This is a genomic window from Mesorhizobium sp. M0771 (genome assembly GCF_040320155.1).
In the GTDB taxonomy this organism is placed as follows: domain Bacteria; phylum Pseudomonadota; class Alphaproteobacteria; order Rhizobiales; family Rhizobiaceae; genus Mesorhizobium.
This window is the reverse complement of record NZ_JAMYPC010000011.1, coordinates 121960-141872: the sequence shown is the minus strand read 5'-3', so window position 1 is coordinate 141872 and position 19913 is coordinate 121960. Positions and strand designations below refer to the sequence as shown.

Here is a 19913-nt window from a genome sequence, read left to right as displayed (position 1 = left end):
TCAGAGTAGCAGCACAGAGAGTGCTTGACAATCGATATGCGAGACGGCATACCTGTTCGGAGTAGACGTACTTCCCATACCGAAACCAACGAAAGGATACAAGATATGGCGTCACAGAAGACCATCGGTACGCATCATGTGGTTCCCAACCATGATGGCGGCTGGGACGTGAAGAGGGGCGGAGGCCAGCGGTCGTCCGGTCACTTCGACAGCAAGAAAGAGGCGGTAGACTTCGGCCGCGGGGTCAGCCGCAACCAATCGACCGAGCTCAAGATTCACAACCGTGACGGCAAGATCGCGCAGAGCGATAGCCACGGCCACGACCCCAATCCGCCGCGCGGCTAAGCGAAAGGACAGCACAATGGCGCAGGAAGATGATAACAAGGGCCACGACGAGACCATCAGGATCGTGGTCAACGGCACGCCGCACGAGGTGCCGAAAAAAGACGAACTGACTTATGTCGAGGTCGTTACCCATGCTTATCCGGACTATCCCCAAAATCCGGGCGCGACTTATTCGGTCACCTACACCCGGGGCCACAACGACCGAGATGGAATCCTCTCCCCCGGAGGCACCGTCAAGGCAAAGGATGGGATGGCGTTCCGTGTTAATCGCACTAGCGAATCATAATCCCGACATAAAACGGCTGCTCGACCGGGGCTTCGCGCTCCGGTTCGACAGCGGATATTTGGTTGTCCGCGACATTCCCTACCTCAACGCGCAACTGGAGCTGTGCACGGGCGCTTTTGTGACTAAGCTTGTCTTCGTCGACGCTGAAAAGGTCCAGCAAGACGACCATCAGGTCTTCTTCGCTGGTGGGGTTCCCCATGAGGCCGACGGGCGGCCGATCCCGAACCTGGGCGGTGGCCCGAGAACCTTGGCCCTGACCAGAGATGACGTGTTGGTTGAGCGCTCGTTCTCGAACAAACCGCCAACCGGTTTCCCGGATTTCTTTGAGAAAATCCAGCACTACGTAGCTCTGCTGTCCGGTCCGGCCGTGAGCCGCTACCCGCAAGCGACACCCCTCACGTTCGCGGTCGACCACGATGTGGTCGCAGATAGTGTCTTCACCTATCAGGACACGTTAACTAGCCGCGCGGAGATTGGCGATTTGGCGGCGCGGTTCAAAGATGAGGTGGTCGCAATCATCGGGCTCGGTGGGACCGGTGCCTATGTGCTTGACTTCATGGTCAAGACGAATGTGCGCGAAATCCGCGGTTTCGACGCCGACGTGTTCCACGTCCACAACGCCTACCGATCTCCCGGCCGGCTTCAGGAAGACGATTTCAAGCGGGCCAAGGCCGACCTGTATCAAGATCGCTATGGCAACTTCCGGAGCGGGTTGAAACTTGAAAGGAAATTCATCGACCAGTCGTCAACTGAGGAGTTGCAAGGCGTCACCTTCGCCTTCGTCTGCGTCGATAAGGGGTCGGCCCGCGCCGGAGTTTTCGACCTGCTCATCGGCCTGAAGATTCCCTTCATCGACGTCGGCTTGGGTTTGAACCGCCAGCAGTCTGCGCTGGCAGGCATGCTGCGCGCAACAGTCTATCTGCCTGACGACGCCGAAGAGATCAGGGCCAAGGCTCTATCCGAGACCGCTGATCAGCCCGGCGATGAATATCGCACCAACATACAGATATCCGAGTTGAACGCGATGAATGCCTGCATCGCGGTGATCCGATACAAACAATACCGGGGTTTTTACGTCGAGGACCATCCAGCCTACCACATCTTGATGGACACAACCATGCCACGCTTTTTCGTCGAGACGCGCCATGAATGATATCCGGCTTCAAAAGGTCCATTTCGTGCCCAAGGAGCTTGATAAAGGCGTCCTGTATGTGTCCGATGAATACCAGGTTGCGGTGCACCTGTGCGCCTGCGGCTGCGGCTGCAAAGTGGCTATACCTCTCGGACCTGCGGAATGGCGGTTTACCGAACGTGGCGGCAGGCCGTCACTACAGCCGTCAATAGGCAGCGGGCAACTTCCCTGTAATTCCCACTACATCATCCGCGACGGACGGATCTTGTGGGAGCCCAAAATGACCGCGGCCCAGACGGTTACAGGCATGCTGAGGGATGAAAGGCGTAGGCAGGCCTACTATGAGGCCCATAGGCCACTGCCTGGCTTCTTCGCAAGTATATGGCAGCTTGTCCGGCGTCTGTTCGGGTTATAGCCCACCTTCGGTGAGCCTCAGTGTGACATTTTTCTTTCGCACTGAGGCTCTCATCGTGCCGGTACTTTTCGTACGGACAGACCGTGACGAGGGCGGCTTTTTCGCAATCATGTTTCCGAAAGCTGCCTGTCCGCAGTCGGCCCAATACAAGTCATTCGCTCGTCGCCCTTCGCGATGACACTTCTTGGCGCCCCAGTCTTCCAAGCCTGCAACGTTCACCATCGCACGGGCGCGTATATTGGGTATCTTCATATTCTGAAACGTCACGTCATGCTGCTTCCATCTGCTACCAAACAGTGGAGGCTGTGCCCGTGACACCGACGAAGCTCCTTGTCGGCCAGATCGTAGTTGTGTTCGCCATCGTCATCGTTGGCGTATGGGCGGCAACGCAATGGTGCGCCCACATGCTGGACTATCAGCCGCAGCTTGGCGCGCCATGGTTTGCCGCGGCGGCCCGGCCGATCTACAAGCCGTGGAAATTCTTCGAATGGTGGTTTCAATTCGACGCCTATGCGCCTGAGGTCTTCGACAAGGCCGGCATGCTTGCCGGAGCCAGCGGATTCCTGGGGTGTGCGGCCGCAATAGCTGGCTCCCTCTGGCGCGCGCGGCAGAGGGGGTTGGTCACCACCTACGGTTCCTCACGATGGGCCGCGGCTCGGGAAATCGAGAAGGCAGGCCTGTTTGAGCCGGCCGGCGTTTTCCTTGGCAAACTGAAGGATCACTATCTGCGACATGACGGGCCGGAACATGTCATGGCCTTTGCGCCGACACGTTCGGGCAAGGGCGTGGGATTGGTCGTTCCAACGCTTCTTTCCTGGACCGGCTCGGCCGTCATTCACGACATCAAAGGCGAGAACTGGCAGCTGACTTCCGGCTGGCGGTCGAAGTTCTCTTTCTGCCTCTTGTTCAATCCGACCGACTCGAGGTCGGCGCGCTATAATCCGCTGCTGGAAGTGCGCAGGGGTTCAGATGAGATCCGCGACGTTCAGAACATCGCGGACATTCTCGTCGATCCGGAAGGCGCCCTGGAGCGGCGAAACCATTGGGAGAAGACTAGTCATTCACTCTTGGTCGGGGCCATCTTGCACGTGCTCTACGCGGAAGAAGAAAAGACGCTTGCCCGCGTCGCCACTTTCCTGTCGGATCCGCAACGCTCGTTTGCCACGACACTGCTGCGGATGATGACCACCAACCACCTCGGCACGGCCGACACACCTCGGGTCCATCCCGTCGTGGCTTCGGCGGCTCGCGAGGTGCTGAACAAGTCAGAGAACGAGCGTTCTGGCGTTCTCTCGACCGCCATGTCGTTTCTCGGGCTCTATCGTGATCCGACGGTTGCCTCGGCAACATCGGCCTGCGACTGGCGCATCGCCGACCTCATGGATGCGGAACGACCGATGTCGCTCTATCTGGTGGTGCCGCCATCGGATATCTCGCGCACCAAGCCACTGGTGCGACTGGTGCTCAATCAGATCGGCAGGCGACTGACGGAGCGGCTGGAAGGTGACCCGAAGAAAAGCCGCAAGTACCAACTGCTCATGATGCTAGACGAATTTCCGGCTCTTGGTCGCCTCGACTTCTTCGAGACCGCGCTGGCCTTCATGGCGGGTTACGGCATCCGCGCCTATCTGATCGCGCAATCCTTGAACCAGATCTCCAAAGCCTATGGCGAGAACAACGCCATTCTCGACAATTGCCATGTGCGCATTGCCTTTTCCTCCAACGACGAGCGCACGGCCAAACGCATATCGGATGCGCTCGGTACAGCGACGGAACTCAGGTCCATGCGCAACTACGCCGGCCACCGGCTGGCTCCCTGGCTTTCGCACGTCATGGTCAGTCGCCAGGAGACTGCTCGCCCGCTGCTGACGCCTGGCGAAGTGATGCAGTTGCCGCAAGCTGACGAATTAATCCTCGTTTCGGGGTTGCCGCCGATCCGCGCCCAGAAGTTGCGCTATTACCAGGATCCGAATTTCACCGAACGGGTGCTGCCGGCGCCGGTGTTGCGCGACGGTCTGTACGCGGACTGTCCTGCGTCGCGCCCCGACGATTGGAGCGGACAAGTCCGCAGTGTTGACCGCCGTCTCGCTGCCAATGACGAACACGCCGGCGCGGCAATCGAAGAAGGGAGCGGCGTGCAACAGCAGCGTCATCCCGGCCTGCCTGAAGACCACGTCGTCGTCTCTCGGGAGCCTGATCAGGATGACCTCTTCAATCTGTCGGACGATGACGCCGAGGCACTCGCAGACAAGCGCGTCATGGACCGGGTTTCTACCGCGGCGAGCGCCTACGGCCTCAGCGAGGGAAGGGGCGACGACAAGGACATCATCCCCGGCTTCTGAACGCTTTCCGCAACTGAGGCGTATCTCGGCGTAGATAACGCCCATAAGCGATTTTGCGGATCTCGGCGATGTTCGTTCGCACCGGCGCATCAGCGCCGGCCAGTCGGAACGAGACGTATGAAGCCCCATCGCATTCGCCACCAGTTTCTGCTCGAACCCGAATTGAGCGAGAAGCTGGAAACCCTCAGCCGCAACCCGTCGACCACGAAATCGGCAATCGTCGCGAAAGCGGTCGAGGCCTTCATCGAACGGCGTGGTGAAAACGAGCTCGACCAGCGCTACGGCAAGCGGCTGGACCGTCTTTCCCGCGATCTCGACCATGTCAGGCGCGACGCCGAAATAACTCTGGAGAGCCTGGCGCTCTTAATCCGCTTTTCAATCACGCTTCATGCGCACACGCCAATTCCGGATCGGGCGACACAGGCGATCGCCCAAGAGCGCTTTGACAAATTCGTCGAGCAGGTCGGTCGCCAGATAGCCTCCGGGAAGCGCTCGCTTGGTTACGGCAATGGCAACGGAGGCGAAGGATGAACTCTCATCCCGCAGCGGACCACCGCCGCCGAGCCATGCTGCGCACAGCCATGGGCGCCGCGATCACCGAGGCCCTTGCCGATCCGACCGTCATCGAGGTGATGGTCAACCCCGACGGCGCGCTGAGGCTCGACCGGTTGGGAGAAGGCCGGGTCGATACAGGCGTGCATATGCATCCTGCCGAGGCGGAACGCATCATCCGGCTCGTCGCCTCCCATGTACGCGCCGAGGCGCATGCAGATAGTCCGATTGTCAGTGCCGAATTGCCATCAGGCGAGCGCTTCGAGGGTCTGCTACCGCCGGTCGTGCTGGCGCCATGCTTCGCCATCCGCAAACCGGCGGCAAAACTCTACACGCTGGCCAACTACGTCGCCGATCGCGTCATGCTCCCGCTGCAGGCTGATGCCCTGAGGAAGGCAGTGCGCGAGCGGCGCAACATCCTGGTCGCCGGCGGCACATCGTCGGGCAAAACGACACTTACCAATGCTCTACTGGCAGAAGTCGCCGAATGCGATGAGCGGGTGATCCTGATTGAGGACACCCGCGAGCTGCAATGCGCGGCCAAGGACTGCGTTGCCATGAGGACGAGGCGGGGCTCCATCACACTCGCCGATCTCGTACGCTCGACCTTACGGCTGAGGCCCGACCGCATCATCGTCGGCGAAGTCAGAGGCGCGGAAGCGCTCGATATGCTGAAGGCATGGAACACCGGACATCCCGGCGGCATTGCCACGGTTCACGCCAATTCGGCACGCTCCGCACTCTATCGTATTGAGCAGCTCGCCCAGGAAGCCGTTGTCACCGTTCCCCGCCGGCTGATCGCCGATGCCGTCGACTTGGTCATCTTTATTGCCGGAAGAGGACCCGCGCGCCGCGTTGACGCGATCGCCGAGGTCACGGGTCTCGACGGCAGCGGCGATTACGCCGTCACCCCGCTCACACTTCCGCAACTCCAGCAGCTCTGAAAGGTCACCTCATGCGCAAGAAGCTTCGCTTTCTTTCGTTCGCCGCCGTCGCGCTTCTTCTCACGGCCCAGGCCCACGCTGCCGGCTCCGGCATGCCGTGGGAACAGCCGCTGCAGCAGATTCTGGAATCGGTGCAGGGGCCGGTCGCCAAGATCCTCGCGGTGATCATCATCATCACCACCGGTCTGACCCTTGCCTTCGGCGACACGGCGGGCGGTTTCCGCCGGCTGATCCAGATCGTCTTCGGCCTGTCGATCGCCTTCGCGGCCTCGAGCTTCTTTCTTTCCTTCTTCTCCTTTGGCGGCGGGGCAGTCGTCTGATGAGCACCGGAGAGCAGCATATCGAAGGCTTCGAGGTTCTGGTCCATCGGGCGCTCACCGAGCCAATCCTGCTCGGCGGCGCGCCGCGGGCGGTGGCGATCCTCAATGGCACGGTGGCCGCGGCCATCGGCCTAGGCCTGCAGCAGTGGATTGCCGGTCTGATCCTCTGGATCGCCGGCCACACGCTCGCGGTCTTTGCCGCACGGCGTGATCCGGATTTTGCCAGCGTGCTTGTCCGTCATCTTCGTCAAAAGGGCTGGCTTGCATGCTGAAGCTTTCCGAATACCGCGGCAAAGCCGACCGGCTTGCCGACCATCTGCCCTGGGCAGCACTCGTCGCGCCCGGCATCGTGCTCAATAAGGATGGCAGCTTCCAACGGACATTGCGGTTTCGTGGCCCCGACCTTGAAAGCGCGACGGAGGCCGAACTCATCGGCATATGCGCGCGGGCAAACAATGCGCTGAGAAGGCTCGGCTCTGGCTGGGCATTATTCTTCGAGGCCGAGCGCATCGAAGCGCTGGGCTATGCGAGCTCGGCCCTTCCCGATGCTGCCTCATGGCTGATCGATGAGGAACGGCGCGCGGCCTTCGAGGGCAAGGTCGCGCATTTCGAGAGCATCTATCATCTGACCTTGGTCTTCATGCCTGGGCCCGATGGCCAAGCGCGCGCGGAAAGTGCTCTCGTCGACTCGCATGACTTGGGAGGGGAAAGAGACTGGCGCCAGGAGCTTGCCCGGTTCCGAGACGAGACTGACCGCGTTCTCGATCTTCTTTCGGGCTTCGTGCCCGAGGTGCGCGCGCTCGACGATGCCGAGACCCTGACCTACCTGCACGGCACGATCTCGACACGCCGTCATCCGGTCGCCGTGCCGGAAACGCCAATGTATCTCGACGGCGTCCTGGTTGACGCGCCGCTGACCGGCGGCCTAGAGCCGATGCTGGGCGAGCAGCATCTGCGCACCCTCACAGTTCTCGGCTTTCCGAACGTCACCCGGCCAGGAATCCTTGATGCGCTCAATAACCAGGATTTCGCCTATCGCTGGGTGACGCGCTTCATTCCACTCGACAAGGCGGAAGCCACGAAGACGCTGACTCGGCTCCGGCGGCAGTGGTTTGCCAAGCGCAAATCGATCGCGGCTATTCTGCGCGAGGTGGTGACCAACGAACCGGTGCCTCTCGTCGACAGCGACGCCGACAACAAGGCGCTCGATGCCGATGCAGCACTGCAGGCATTGGGCGGCGATCATGTCGGCTTCGGCTATCTCACCACAACGGTGACGGTGTGGGATCAGAACCGTAAAGCCGCCGCGGAAAAGCTTCGCGCCGTCGAGCGGATCGTCAACGGGCTCGGCTTCACCACCATTCGCGAAAGCATCAATGCCGTCGAAGCGTGGCTTGGTTCATTGCCGGGTCATGTCTACGCCAACGTTCGCCAGCCGCTCGTTCACACGCTTAACCTTGCCCATCTCGTGCCGCTGTCGTCCGTGTGGGCAGGTCCAGCGGAGAACGAGCACCTTGCCGAGGTCACCGGCGATTACGCTCCGCCGCTTCTTTTCGCCGAAACCAGCGGCTCGACGCCGTTTCGGCTTTCGACCCATATCGGCGATGTCGGCCACATGCTGATTGTCGGGCCGACCGGTGCCGGCAAGTCGGTTCTGCTTGCCCTGATCGCTTTGCAGTTCCGGCGCTACGCTGGCGCGCAAATCTATGTCTTCGACAAAGGCAATTCGGCCCGCGCCGCCGCGCTTGCCATGGGCGGCGACCACCATGCGTTGGGTGCGAATGGTGCGCTTGGTTTCCAGCCGCTGCGCCACATCGACGACCCGGCCACACAGAGCTGGGCGGCCGAATGGATCGCCGGCCTCATTGCCCACGAGAATGTCACCGTCACCCCGGAGGTGAAGGAGGCAATCTGGTCGGCGCTCACCAGCCTCGCCACCGCGCCGGCGCAGGAACGCACGCTGACTGGCCTGTCGGTCCTGCTTCAGTCCAATGCGCTCAAATCGGCATTGATGCCCTACACGCTCGACGGACCATTCGGCCGCCTTCTCGATGCCGATGACGACCGGCTGGCCATCTCGGATGTGCAGTGTTTCGAAACCCAGGAGCTGATGCACAGCCAAGGCGCTGTGCTGCCTGTGCTCACCTATCTGTTCCATCGTCTTGAGGACCGGTTTGACGGGCGGCCGACGCTGCTCATGCTCGACGAGGCCTGGGTCTATCTCGACAACCCGCTCTTTGCCGCCCGCATCCGCGAATGGCTTAAGGTGCTGCGTAAGAAAAACGTCTCCGTCATCTTCGCGACGCAGTCGCTTGCCGACATCGCCGGCTCTTCTATCGCACCCGCAATCATCGAGAGCTGCCCGCAGCGCATTTTTCTCCCCAATGATCGTGCGGTGGAGCCGCAGGCACGGGCAGCCTATGAGCGCTTCGGTCTTAATGAGCGACAGATCGAATTGGTCGCCCGCGCCACGCCGAAGCGCCACTACTATCTGCAGTCGCGCCGCGGCAATCGCCTCTTCGAGCTCGGGCTAGGCCCGATCGCTCTTGCGCTTTGCGGCGCCTCCGACCCGGCCGCGCAGACCCTGATCGACAATATTCTTTCCGAAGAAGGGCAGGGCAGCTTTGCCGCCCGTTTCTTCAGTGCGCGCGGCCTGGATTGGGCTGCCGAGCTTCTCCAGCAATTTCCTCAACCTAACAAGGAGCAATCGTCATGATCGGACGCCGCCTTTTTACTAGCCTGGTCACCGTTTCCCTGATTGCCAAACCGATGGCTGACTACGTCCAGCCGGCCTATGCGCTCATCGTGTTTGACCCGTCCAACTATACGCAGAATGTGCTGTCGGCAGCACGCGCATTGGAGCAGATCAACAACCAAATCCAGTCGCTTCAGAACCAGGCGACCATGCTGCAGAACATGGCGCGCAACCTTCAGCGCCTGGATTTCTCTTCCGTGGGCCAGCTTACCGGCTCGCTCCAACGGATTGACGGTCTGATGACCCAGGCGAGCGGCCTGAGCTTCGATCTCGACAAGCTGCAGGACCAGTGGCGCCAGCAATATCCGGAAAGCTACGACGCCACCATCAAGGTCAGCGATGTCGCGAGCGCCGCGCGCGAGCGCTGGCAGAGCGCCATGCAGGCGTTCCGCCAGACCATGAGCGCGCAGTCGCAGATCGTCGAGAACGTGCAGGCCGATGGCGACCTGCTTACCGATCTCGTCAATCGCAGTCAGGGCGCGGCAGGTGCCCTCGAGGCAAGCCAGGCTACCAATCAGCTGATCGCGCTTTCGACCAAGCAGCAGATGCAGATCCAGACGCTGCTTGCGACCCAGTTCCGGGCCGAAGCCGAGGATGCGGCGCGCAAGGCGCAGTCTGAGGAAGCCGCTCGCGAGACGACGAAGCGTTTCCTGGGCACCGGCACGGCTTATCCCGGCAACTGAGCGGCAGTTCTTCAAGACAACGAGGAAGGCGGCGACATGAACGACCTCGGAGTCATCGATCGCTTCATGGAGACCTTTACCCGCTACATTGACAGTGGGTTCGGTCTGCTTTCGGGCGACGTCGCCTTTCTCACCACCATTCTGATCGGCATTGACATCACGCTCGCGGGCTTGGTCTGGGCGTTCGGCGGCGAGCCCAACATTCTCGGCCGGCTTGTTCGCAAAGTGCTCTATGTCGGCGCCTTCGCCTTCGTCCTGAACAATTTCAAGAACCTCGCCGACATAATTTACCGCTCCTTTGCCGGTCTCGGCATCAACGCATCGGCCGGCAACCTGTCCGCCGACAGTCTCCTGCGGCCAGGCCGCATTGCCGCGGCCGGCTTCGAGGGCGCCTGGCCGCTCCTCAATCAAGCGAGCCAGCTAGTAGGCTTCCCCGAGATCTTCGGTAACGCGCTCACCATCTTCGTGCTGCTTCTGGCCTGGTTCCTGGTCCTCATCGCCTTCTTCATTCTTTCCATCCAGCTCTTCATCACCATCCTCGAGTTCAAGCTCACCACGCTGGCCGGCTTCGTCCTGGTGCCCTTCGCGCTCTGGAACCGTTCGGCGTTTCTGGCCGAGCGCGTGCTCGGCAATGTGATTTCGTCGGGCATCAAGGTGATGGTGCTTGCCGTCATCGTCGGCATCGGCTCCACGCTCTTTGGCGAGTTCGCTTCCGCCCTGCAGGGCCAGGAGCCGGACCTGGCGGCGGCCATGTCTCAGGTGCTGGGTGCGCTGGCGCTGCTTGGGCTCGGCATTTTCGGCCCCGGGATTGCCTCGGGTCTTGTTTCCGGCGCGCCGCAGCTTGGCGCCGGCGCGGCACTTGGAACAACGGCGGCCGCAGCTGGATCAACGCTCGTTGCCGGAGGCGCTGCGTTTGCCGGCGCGCGCATGGCAACAGGCGGCGGCCTCGCCGCAGTCCGTGCCGGCGCCGCCATGGGGTCCGCTGCCACCGTCGCTTGGCAGACGGGGCGCGCGACATCGCCCGAGTCCGGGCTGTCCGGGGTAGCTGCTGGGCTGCATGGGGTTGCGAGTGCCGCTAGCGGCGCCGCGATGCGGGGAATGCGATCCGCAGCAGAACCATTCCGCCGTAGTGCCGACGCCGGTCGCGATGCCGGCTGGACCGCGACCGGCGGCATGCCGACCGCGTCAAAGACAGGAACCTCGCCCGCTGCAGCCTCTGACCCCGCGCCGGTCTGGGCAAGGCGTCTGCGTTCCGAACAGACCGCACGCGCCCATCGCAATGCTGCCACGCAGGCGGTGCGCGATGGAGATCGGGGCGGAAGCGGCGCCAATCCCTCCCTCAATGACAAGGAAGACTAGATGCTCTTCAAGCGACCCGTTCAGCGTTATGGAAAGACGCCCGAACCCGTAACACCCTACCAGAAGGCCAGCCAACTCTGGGATGAGCGCATCGGCACGGCGCGCGTCCAGGCCAAGAACTGGCGCTTCATGGCCTTTGGCTGCCTGGCTCTGACGACGGGGCTTTCCGGTGGGCTTCTGTGGCAGTCGATGCAGGGCCGCGTCGTGCCTTATGTCGTCGAGGTCGACCGCTTTGGCGAGGCGCACGCGGTCGCGCCGGCAGTCCAAAACTACCAGCCCGACGATGCCCAGATCGCCTGGCATCTCAGCCGCTTCATCCAGAATGTCCGTTCGGTTTCCACCGATGCGGTTCTGGTGCGGCAGAATTGGCTGTCGGCCTACGACTTTGCCACCGACCGAGCGGCGCTCTTCCTCAACGAATATGCCAAGGCGAACGACCCTTTCGGCCAAATCGGCACGCGCAGCGTGTCAGTGCAGGTGACCAGCGTGGTCAGGGCTTCCGACAGCTCGTTCCAGGTCAAATGGACCGAGCAGGTGTTCGAGCGCGGCAGCCTCGCCAGCACGACGCGCTGGATCGGGATCCTCACCATCCTCATCCGCCCGCCTAGGACAACCGAGCAGCTGCGCAAGAACCCGCTCGGCGTCTTCATCAACGCCATCGACTGGTCGCGCGAGCTCGACAGCGCCGCGCCAACCCCCGTTTCCCCTAAGGAGCCCGCCAATGACAAATAGAGCCCCATTGCTTCGTGCTGCCTTGATCCTGTCGGCGTCTGCTGCGGTTCTTTCGGCCTGTGCCTCGAAACCAGTGCCGCCGCCTCAGATTTCCTATGACCACGAGGACTTCAAACCAGCCGCGATCGAGAAGGCGCCGGAGAAGCCGGTCAAGGTCGTGGAAGTGCCGAAACCGTTACCGTTGCCTGGTCAGTTGATGCCCGCACCCGGCAAGCCCGCCCCAGATAAGCGCTCGCCGGAAGAACAGGTCGCCGATGCCAACAAGGCGGCGACGCAACAACCCACCAAGTTTGGCTATGTCAATGCGGTGCAGGTTTACCCCTTTGCCGACGGCGCGCTCTACCAGCTCTACGCCGCGCCGGAGCGCGTCACCGATATCTCATTGCAGCGGGGCGAGAAGCTGACCTCGGTCTCAGCCGGCGATACGGTCCGTTGGGTGATCGGTGACACCGTTAGTGGCTCAGGCGATGACCAGCGCACTCATGTGCTGGTGAAGCCATTCGCGCCGGGGCTTGCCACCAATCTGGTCATCACGACGGACAGGCGATCCTATCACCTGCAGCTTCAAAGCACTGAGAAAACTGCCATGGCGGCGCTCTCCTGGATTTACAGCGAAGACCAACTCGTGGCGCTTCGGCGGCGCAACGCTCAGGCAGAGGCTGAAATGCCCGCGGCCTCGAACGTAGCACTCGAAAACATCCGCTTCCGCTATTCGATCACCGGCGACACGCCGCCGTGGAGACCGACGCGCGCCTTCGATGATGGCAGCAAGGTCTACATAGAGTTCCCGAAGCGCATTGATCAGGGCGAGGCGCCACCGCTCTTCATCGTCGGTGCTGACGGGGACAACCAGCTCGTCAACTATCGGATGCACGGCAACTACTACATCGTCGAGCGCCTCTTTGCCGCGGCTGAACTCCGTCTCGGCGCCAAGCAGCAGCAGGTGGTGCGCATCACCAGGACCGACGGACGGCAACTGCCGCGGCGGATATCGCTCTTTTCGCGTTTTGGCAGGTGAGGGGAGGCTCATGACCGACACGTCCCGCCCCAATGTTCCGCCCAAACTCGATCCCGAACAGCTGCAGCTGCGGGCCTCACCGCGCCGGGCCGTGCGCTTCAAGCGCGGCATAATCGTCGCGATCGCAGCTGTTGGCTCCGCCACCATCTTTGGCGTCACGATGATGGCGCTGCAGGGGCCGGCACTGCGCCTGAAGCAGCAGGCTGAAGAGCTTTACAGCACCGACCGCAACCCGACCGCCGAGGGACTTGAATCGCTGCCCAAGGACTATTCCGGGAGCAAGCCGAAGGCTCCGGTGCTTGGACCGCCGCTGCCCGGGGATCTCGGCCGTCCTATTCTCGAGCACCAGCGCCAGCTTGGCATCGCACCTGGGCAAGACGTTTCCGCCGAGGCGCAGCGGCTTGCACAACAAGCGATTGAGGCGCGCGAGTCGCAAGTCCTCTTCCGTATCGAAAACCGGCCCCAGCAGACGGAAGCTTTTGGCAATGGGCAGGGCGGACGTTCGCCTTTCGAGACGGCGTCTCCGCAGCCAGATACCGAAGGCCAGCGAGCTTCCTTCGCGCCGGCCGAGGGCGACCAGAACAATCAACAGCGCAAGCTCGATTTCATCGATCAACGGAACACCGGCGGGATCTACAACCCGCATGCACTGCAGACGCCGGCTTCGCCCTATCAGATCATGGCCGGTAGCGTGATCGCTGCAAGCCTGATCACCGGCATCAATTCCGATCTGCCCGGCCTTGTCGTCGCCCAGATCACCGAGAATGTGCACGACAGCGTCACCGGCAGCATCCTGCTCATCCCGCAGGGCTCACGGCTGATCGGCACCTACGACAGCGTTGTAGCCTTTGGGCAAAGGCGCGCTCTGTTGGTGTGGCAACGCATCGTGATGCCGGACGGCTCCTCTACCGAAATCGACAATCTGCCCGTGACCGACGCGGCCGGCTATGCCGGGCTCGAGGACAAGGTGGATTTCCATACTTGGCAGTTGATCAAGGGCGTCGCGGTAGCCACATTGCTGGGGGTTGGTACCGAGTTGAGCTTTGGGGAAAATGAAAGCGACTTGGTCAAGGCAATTCGTGAATCCACCCAGCAGAACGTCAGTCAAGCGGGCCAACGGATCACTGAAAAGAACCTGAACGTCCAACCCACGATCACCGTGCGCCCTGGTTGGCCGTTGCGCGTCATCGTGCACAAGGACCTCGTGTTGCGGCCATCCACGGGGTGAACAGGAGGACTTCATGGCTAACCTGAAACTCGGAAAGCTTCCGGACCGGACACCTTCGAAGATCACCATCACCGTTGGCGCCGACTTGAGCCAAGCACTCAACGACTATGCCGCACTTTACCGTGAGACCTATGGCGAGTCCGAAACGGTGGCGGAACTGATCCCCTTTATGCTGGTCGGGTTCCTGGAAGGCGACCGGGCGTTTGCTAAGGCCAGAAAGGAAGGTCTGCCGGGCGCCGGCGCGTCGGAGAAACCACGAAGGCAATCATCTTCCACACTGGACAACGGTTAGCGCTTGGTGTCGTTTTGGAGCACGCTAGGTTCTTGATCCTGACCGCGTTGCCGCCGGTCCGTACTCCACCAGTTCGAGTGCCTCCTCCTTTGTGCAGGAATTCGCCTGAGCGAGTTCGAGCGCCTCTTCAAGGAAGCGATGATTGCGCTCCTGTACATCGAGGTGCGCCGGCGTCGGAAAGCACGCGACAATCCATTGCCACACGCGGTGTTGAACGAGCCTGAAGGCATGTCTAATTCCTAGCGGCTACCTTGAGAAGACACTGAGTCTGAGGGAGATTCAAGTTTCAGGGGAACAACTAAGCCTGCTAGACAATAAGTGCATAAAAGCCGTGGCTTTTTCTTGCGGCCGGCCTCGTTCTCTTCGGACAAAAATCGATCTTGTCACGATGCCGCCAGACCGGATGCTGAATGACAGCTTCTCGCCAACAGTAATTGAATAGCGGACCAGACCGGTCCCGGCCCCGACAAGTTGTTGAGTTCTCGACCAGCGGTCATTCTCGATGGTACCGTGGCGAAAGGTCGATCGCACATTGTTGCGTGGCGCAATGATGGTATATGAAGGTTGCCGATATTTGAACCTATATAGCGTTAAATTGATATAGTAGCGTATATTGACACCCGTCATATACGCGCGTATATCAGGCTAGCTCATACAGAAATCGTATACGCCATGAAGATCAGAACAGCTCGCGACATTGGAATCCTGATCAAGGAGGCCCGCACCCGGCGCGGCCTGTCACAGGCTGCCTTGGCCAAAATGATCACCACGACGCAGACGTGGGTGTCGTGGATCGAGAACGGCAAGCCCAGCGCCGAGATCGGCAACGTGCTGCTGGCGCTGACCACGCTTGGTGTGGAGATGGACTTTCAGATCCCGCCGGCGCCGACGTCGGCTGATCATCATCATAATGCCGATGAACGGCATGTCGACGATGACGACGACGAGATTCCCTACAAGCTCTAGATGACGATGATCATGATGAACCCGATCGACACCCTCGACGTCTATATCGCTGGCAGACCGGTTGGGGGGCTCCACCACCTGCAGGGCGGCAAGCTTTCGTTCTCCTATCACGAGGCATGGATGGAAGGCCGGGTGGCGATCCCGCTCTCCCTGTCCATGCCGACGATCACCAGGACCTACGAGGGCAAGGTCGTCGAGGCATTCCTCTGGGGCCTACTGCCGGATAATGAGCAGACCCTCGCCAGATGGGCGCAGAGGTTCCAGGTCTCCGCCCGAAACCCGTTTGCCCTGCTCAAGAATGTCGGCCGCGACTGCGCCGGCGCCGTCCAGTTCCTTTCGCGTGGCGACCAGATTTCCCGCGGCGAGAACGTGGAGTTGCTCACCGAGGCGCAGATCGGCGACCGCCTGCGCGATCTGCGCAAGGATGGTGCAGCGACCCGGCGCATCGGCGATCCTGGTCAGTTCAGTCTCGCTGGTGCGCAGGCAAAGACGGCGTTCCATTTCGATAAGGGCAGCAATCGCTGGGGGATCCCTCTAGGCGACACGCCCACGACACACATCTTCAAGCCGCCTTTGCCGCACTTGCACGGGCATACCGAGAACGAGCATTTCTGCCTGCAGCTTGCATCCAAGCTCGGCATGGACGCTGCACATAGCCAGGTTCTCGACTTCGCAGGCGAAAAGGCAATCGTTATCGAGCGCTACGACCGCCGCAACAACGAGGGCAAGACCATCCGCATCCATCAGGAGGACATGTGCCAGGCCCTGTCGGTGATGCCGACGCTCAAGTACGAGAACCAGGGTGGGCCAGGTATCACGACGATCTCCAGAAAGGTGCTGTCGGCCTCCCTCGACCCCGTCCAAGACCGTCAGATCTTCATGGCCGCGAACGTCTTCAACTGGATCATCGCCGGCACGGACGCGCATGCAAAGAACTACTCGATGCTGCTCGGAGCCCAGGGCGAGGCCCGCCTAGCTCCGCTCTACGACATCTCCTCCATTCTGCCGCACCTCGGGGGAGAGATCCAATCTGAGATGCGCGACCTTAAACTGGCGATGAAGATCGACAGAGTCTATCCCATCGAGGAGATCATGCCGCGCCACTGGGGGCGCTGTGCGTCCTCAGCAAAGGTTGGCGGCGAGTACACGGTGCGGACGATCCGCCATCAGCTCGCGGTGATGCCCGATATGGCATCGGAGTGCGCCCAAGAGCTTCGCCAGGAGGGGATCATCCATGAGATCGTTGGTCGCCTCGTCGACGCGATCGCGACGCGCATCAAGGGCTTGTCCCGGATCTATGGAGAGGAAGGTTGTGGAGGTTAAAGTCGGGCGGGGATAGCGGATCCACGGACTAATGCCGGCGAAACGGACGGACCGCACACTGCCCACGGGATTCTCGCTCTAATAGCGCGCGGCCCCGGGCCGGGTAGATGGCCGGTTTCGGAACCGGCCATCGGCAGCTTGAATGACGGAAATGGGTCGGCTGCAGAACGGCAGCTTCCCGCCGAACGCGGTCAACTTTCTCTCCGGAAAATCTGACAATGCGGGCCTACGATTTGGCGTCGAGTTGTGGCGTTTTTCGACGGTCAGTATGATTTCCGGCGGTTGGAGATTTGTATCGGCGTTTGATGAACGGCCGCTGTTGGGTTCAAAGTGGATGGTCGCGTTGGTGTGTGGACAGCAGGCTTGCGGCGTCCCTCGATTGAGATCACCCGCAGGTTTTTGCTCTTGAGTTCATCCAGATAATCGGCCCACCACTGCATCATCTCGACGCGCTCGTCCCAGTGCTCTGCCCGGGCGTAGGCGCGCCGAACGTCGTTGTTCTCAATGTGGGCCAGCTGCCGCTCTATCGCGTCCGGATGCCACTTGCCGCATTCGTTCAGCAGAGTTGATGCCGTTGCTCGAAAACCATGCGCGGTAGCTTCTTCCTTGCTGTAACCCATACGACGCAGTGCGGCGTTAAGGGTATTGTCGGAAATCGGACGCGAAGCCGATCGAACACTAGGAAACAGCAGCGATCCATCACCAGAGATTTCTCTCAGTGAAGTCAGGACGCTAATCGCTTGCTTTGATAGGGGTATGCGGTGCGGCCGTCGCATTTTCATGCGTGCTTCAGGGATCGTCCACACCGAGCTTTCAAAATCGAACTCTTCCCATTCAGCGGCGCGAAGCTCGCCTGGGCGGGGAAACAGCAGCGCTATCAGCTTCAGACCGGCTCGGGTTGTAGGCTGTCCGTCAAATGCATGGATCGCCCTCAGCAAACCGCCCAAGGCCTTCGGATCGGTAATCGCGGCGCGAGACGTTACCTTCGGACTGATGAGTGCGCCTCTGAGGGCGAAGGTCGGATCTGTCTCGGCGCGTGCGGTCGCGATCGCGTATCGAAACACGCTGCCGATGGTGGAGCGCAGTCGCCTGGCCGACTCATACCGACCGCGAACCTCCACGCGACGGAGGGCGGTAAGGATGCTGGCCGGCTCGATCTCCCGAATGCACTTGTCGCCGATTATCGGATAGGCAAAGTCGAGCAGCCATTTGACCTTGCTGATCGTCCGGTCGGCACGTCCCTCCTTCTTCAACTTGTCAACATATTCGTCCGCGATTGAGCGAAAGGAGTCCTTTGCCGAATCGGCCTTCCGCAAGCTGCGTTCCTTTCCAGGGTCGACGCCAGCTAGCAGGAGCCTTTTAGCATCATCGCGCGCCTCCCGTGCCTCGGCGAGAGAGATAAGGGGATAGCTGCCCAGCGCGAGCAGTTTCTGCTTGCCGTCAAAGCGGTAGGCGAGCCGCCAGAGGCGAGAGCCCGTGGGCTGTACCCATAGCTGCAGCCCGCCCCCGTCAGACAATTTCGCGAGTTTGGAAGCAGGGCGGGCGTTTCGACATTTCACGTCGGATAGGGCCATTCGTCAGGTCTCCCTTGGCTGTTTCGATACCATCAGGATGTCGAATACCAACGGAAATACCATCCCCCCGCCTCGTTGGATCAAATGCGCCCGAAGCGCTCTCTGTCACGCCTAATTGCGCAATGCGACAGCAAAAGATCAATAATTCCAGTCGCTTGCAGAAGCTGCAGCGTAGACGGTTCGGCTAAACGGAGTGTCGGGAGAAGAGGGGATGGTGCCCAGAGGCGGATTCGAACCACCGACACGCGGATTTTCAGTCCGCTGCTCTACCAACTGAGCTATCTGGGCCTCGCCGGCAAACGAGACATCGCCTGACCGGATTTCAGGAAAGCGCCGTGGGGCACCCCTTGAAAGCGCGTGGGTTATAGCACGGGAATCCGGCCTGTCCAGCGCCTAAGCGCTGATTTTCCGGGGCAATTGTCGCAGACAATACCGACGCCGGCAAAGCAGCAATTGCGTAAGGTCGGCGAAGTGGAATTGCGCGGCCGGCACCCCCCAAACCCTACTTCGGCTCGTCGCTCTCGTCCTCGTCATCCCGCGCGGTGATGACATAGGCGCCCTTCAGCCAGCGGTTGAGGTCGATGTCCTTGCAGCGCTTCGAGCAGAACGGATAGGTCTCGCGCGCCGACGGCTTGCCGCATTCGGGGCAGGGGCGCTTCGGGCGCAGTGGTGTGACCTTATCGTCCAGGCTCATGGCCGCGCGGTATGCCAGCTGGTGTGGACCTTGAAGCCTTCGCCCGAAAGCAGCGCCACCGTCTCGTAGAGCGGCAGGCCGACAATGTTGGTGTAGGAGCCGACCAGCTTGACGACGAACGAACCGGCGAGACCCTGGACGGCATAGCCGCCGGCCTTGCCGCGCCATTCGCCGGAGGCTACATAGGCGTCGATCTCCTCGCGCGGCAGCCGCTTGAAGCGAACCCTGGATTCAACCAGCCTTTGGCGCAGTTTGCCGCCCGGCGTGATCAGGCAGATGCCGGAATAGACCCGGTGCGAACGGCCCGAAAGCAGTCCAAGGCAATTGGCGGCGTCGTCCAGAGTCTCGGCCTTGGGCAGGATGCGGCGTCCGACCGCGACCACCGTATCGGCGGCCAGCACGAAGCTTGGCGCATAGTCTTCCTCGCTTTTCAGCGACGCCAGCGCCTTCTCCGCCTTTTCCTTCGACAGCCGCTTGGCCAGCGAGCGCGGATGTTCGGCGCGCAGCGGCGTCTCGTCGACATCGGCCGGCAGCACGCGGCCCGGCTCGATGCCGGCCTGTTGCAACAGTTCGATCCGGCGCGGCGAACCAGAGGCAAGCACGAGCTTCTGCAGGATGCTCATCGCGGTTCGCGCCGGACTGTTACTTGAAACGGTAGGTGATGCGGCCCTTGGTCAGGTCATAGGGCGTCATCTCGACCAGGACCTTGTCGCCGGTCAGCACACGGATGCGGTTCTTGCGCATGCGGCCGGCCGTATGGGCGATGATCTCGTGTTCGTTTTCGAGCTTCACCCGGAACATCGCGTTGGGCAACAATTCCGTCACGACACCCGGAAACTCGAGGACTTCTTCCTTCGGCATTCGATACCTTTGCTTGGATTGCAGTTCCGGCGCCCTGGAGCGCCCAGGCCGGAATTTCGGCGGAACCTATATGATAATCGTGCGCTTGTGAA

The 19913-nt window shown here is 61.2% G+C and carries 22 protein-coding genes and 1 tRNA gene; 18 read left to right on the top strand and 5 right to left on the bottom strand.

Going from position 1 to position 19913, the window contains the following annotated elements:
- Positions 1–105 precede the first annotated feature (105 nt).
- From NKI05_RS18415 to NKI05_RS18330, 18 genes are all read left to right on the top strand, one after another.
- Positions 106–345: a DUF2188 domain-containing protein gene (locus tag NKI05_RS18415; RefSeq protein WP_023708022.1), complete on the top strand. Its 240-nt coding sequence runs from the start codon at positions 106–108 to the stop codon at positions 343–345.
- Between the two features lie 16 nt (positions 346–361).
- Positions 362–631: a multiubiquitin domain-containing protein gene (locus tag NKI05_RS18410; protein ID WP_352792820.1), complete on the top strand. Its 270-nt coding sequence runs from the start codon at positions 362–364 to the stop codon at positions 629–631.
- On the top strand, positions 606–1784 hold the full coding sequence (locus tag NKI05_RS18405; protein ID WP_023708020.1) for a ThiF family adenylyltransferase: 1179 nt from the start codon (positions 606–608) through the stop codon (positions 1782–1784). Before NKI05_RS18410 ends, NKI05_RS18405 begins: the two co-directional genes overlap by 26 nt.
- Positions 1777–2178 (top strand): ubiquitination-like system serine protease family protein, encoded by a 402-nt coding sequence (locus NKI05_RS18400; protein ID WP_023708019.1) that lies wholly within the window; start codon positions 1777–1779, stop codon positions 2176–2178. Before NKI05_RS18405 ends, NKI05_RS18400 begins: the two co-directional genes overlap by 8 nt.
- A 311-nt stretch (positions 2179–2489) precedes the next feature.
- A complete protein-coding gene (locus tag NKI05_RS18395; RefSeq protein ID WP_352792882.1) occupies positions 2490–4520 on the top strand; it encodes a conjugal transfer protein TraG in 2031 nt (676 codons plus the stop codon).
- Positions 4521–4637: 117 nt separating this feature from the next.
- Positions 4638–5051 (top strand): CopG family transcriptional regulator, encoded by a 414-nt coding sequence (locus NKI05_RS18390; protein WP_023708017.1) that lies wholly within the window; start codon positions 4638–4640, stop codon positions 5049–5051.
- Entirely contained in the window at positions 5048–6016 is a 969-nt protein-coding gene (gene trbB, locus NKI05_RS18385) for a P-type conjugative transfer ATPase TrbB (RefSeq protein ID WP_023669259.1), read from the top strand. The genes NKI05_RS18390 and trbB overlap by 4 nt, the downstream gene beginning before the upstream one ends.
- A gap of 11 nt (positions 6017–6027) precedes the next feature.
- On the top strand, positions 6028–6336 hold the full coding sequence (locus NKI05_RS18380; protein WP_023669260.1) for a TrbC/VirB2 family type IV secretion system protein: 309 nt from the start codon (positions 6028–6030) through the stop codon (positions 6334–6336).
- On the top strand, positions 6336–6608 hold the full coding sequence (locus NKI05_RS18375; protein WP_023689361.1) for a VirB3 family type IV secretion system protein: 273 nt from the start codon (positions 6336–6338) through the stop codon (positions 6606–6608). Before NKI05_RS18380 ends, NKI05_RS18375 begins: the two co-directional genes overlap by 1 nt.
- The gene (trbE, locus tag NKI05_RS18370; RefSeq protein WP_023669262.1) at positions 6602–9052 is read left to right on the top strand and encodes a conjugal transfer protein TrbE; all 2451 of its coding nucleotides are present in this window, start codon (positions 6602–6604) and stop codon (positions 9050–9052) included. Before NKI05_RS18375 ends, trbE begins: the two co-directional genes overlap by 7 nt.
- Positions 9049–9774 (top strand): P-type conjugative transfer protein TrbJ, encoded by a 726-nt coding sequence (gene trbJ / locus NKI05_RS18365; RefSeq protein ID WP_023669263.1) that lies wholly within the window; start codon positions 9049–9051, stop codon positions 9772–9774. The genes trbE and trbJ overlap by 4 nt, the downstream gene beginning before the upstream one ends.
- A gap of 36 nt (positions 9775–9810) precedes the next feature.
- On the top strand, positions 9811–11133 hold the full coding sequence (gene trbL / locus NKI05_RS18360; RefSeq protein WP_023776467.1) for a P-type conjugative transfer protein TrbL: 1323 nt from the start codon (positions 9811–9813) through the stop codon (positions 11131–11133).
- On the top strand, positions 11134–11865 hold the full coding sequence (gene trbF, locus NKI05_RS18355) for a conjugal transfer protein TrbF (protein ID WP_023724108.1): 732 nt from the start codon (positions 11134–11136) through the stop codon (positions 11863–11865). It abuts the gene before it with no gap.
- Complete coding sequence (gene trbG / locus NKI05_RS18350) at positions 11855–12883, top strand: P-type conjugative transfer protein TrbG (RefSeq protein WP_023724107.1); 1029 nt, start codon at positions 11855–11857, stop codon at positions 12881–12883. The genes trbF and trbG overlap by 11 nt, the downstream gene beginning before the upstream one ends.
- Positions 12884–12893: 10 nt before the next feature.
- Positions 12894–14111 carry a TraB/TrbI/VirB10 family type IV secretion system protein gene (locus NKI05_RS18345; protein WP_352792814.1) on the top strand — a complete coding sequence of 406 codons (1218 nt, stop codon included), beginning with the start codon at positions 12894–12896 and terminating at the stop codon, positions 14109–14111.
- A gap of 13 nt (positions 14112–14124) precedes the next feature.
- Entirely contained in the window at positions 14125–14403 is a 279-nt protein-coding gene (locus tag NKI05_RS18340) for a DUF2274 domain-containing protein (RefSeq protein ID WP_023689356.1), read from the top strand.
- Positions 14404–15075: 672 nt separating this feature from the next.
- Positions 15076–15369 carry a helix-turn-helix domain-containing protein gene (locus NKI05_RS18335; RefSeq protein ID WP_023689355.1) on the top strand — a complete coding sequence of 98 codons (294 nt, stop codon included), beginning with the start codon at positions 15076–15078 and terminating at the stop codon, positions 15367–15369.
- A complete protein-coding gene (locus NKI05_RS18330; protein ID WP_352558611.1) occupies positions 15370–16692 on the top strand; it encodes a type II toxin-antitoxin system HipA family toxin in 1323 nt (440 codons plus the stop codon). It abuts the gene before it with no gap.
- Between the two features lie 263 nt (positions 16693–16955).
- Here the strand turns inward: NKI05_RS18330 and NKI05_RS18325 are convergent, their stop codons facing one another.
- The 5 genes from NKI05_RS18325 to infA all read right to left on the bottom strand — a co-directional run bounded on the left by NKI05_RS18325 (position 16956) and on the right by infA (position 19821).
- Entirely contained in the window at positions 16956–18266 is a 1311-nt protein-coding gene (locus NKI05_RS18325) for a tyrosine-type recombinase/integrase (protein WP_023747221.1), read from the bottom strand.
- Positions 18267–18478: 212 nt separating this feature from the next.
- Positions 18479–18554: transfer RNA gene (locus NKI05_RS18320), tRNA-Phe, on the bottom strand.
- A gap of 214 nt (positions 18555–18768) precedes the next feature.
- Positions 18769–18960 carry a DNA gyrase inhibitor YacG gene (gene yacG, locus NKI05_RS18315; RefSeq protein ID WP_023669280.1) on the bottom strand — a complete coding sequence of 64 codons (192 nt, stop codon included), beginning with the start codon at positions 18958–18960 and terminating at the stop codon, positions 18769–18771.
- Positions 18957–19583, bottom strand: coding sequence for a Maf-like protein (locus tag NKI05_RS18310; protein ID WP_023753867.1), 627 nt, complete (start codon positions 19581–19583; stop codon positions 18957–18959). Before NKI05_RS18310 ends, yacG begins: the two co-directional genes overlap by 4 nt.
- A gap of 19 nt (positions 19584–19602) precedes the next feature.
- Entirely contained in the window at positions 19603–19821 is a 219-nt protein-coding gene (gene infA, locus NKI05_RS18305; RefSeq protein WP_006200926.1) for a translation initiation factor IF-1, read from the bottom strand.
- Between the last annotated feature and the right edge of the window lie 92 nt (positions 19822–19913).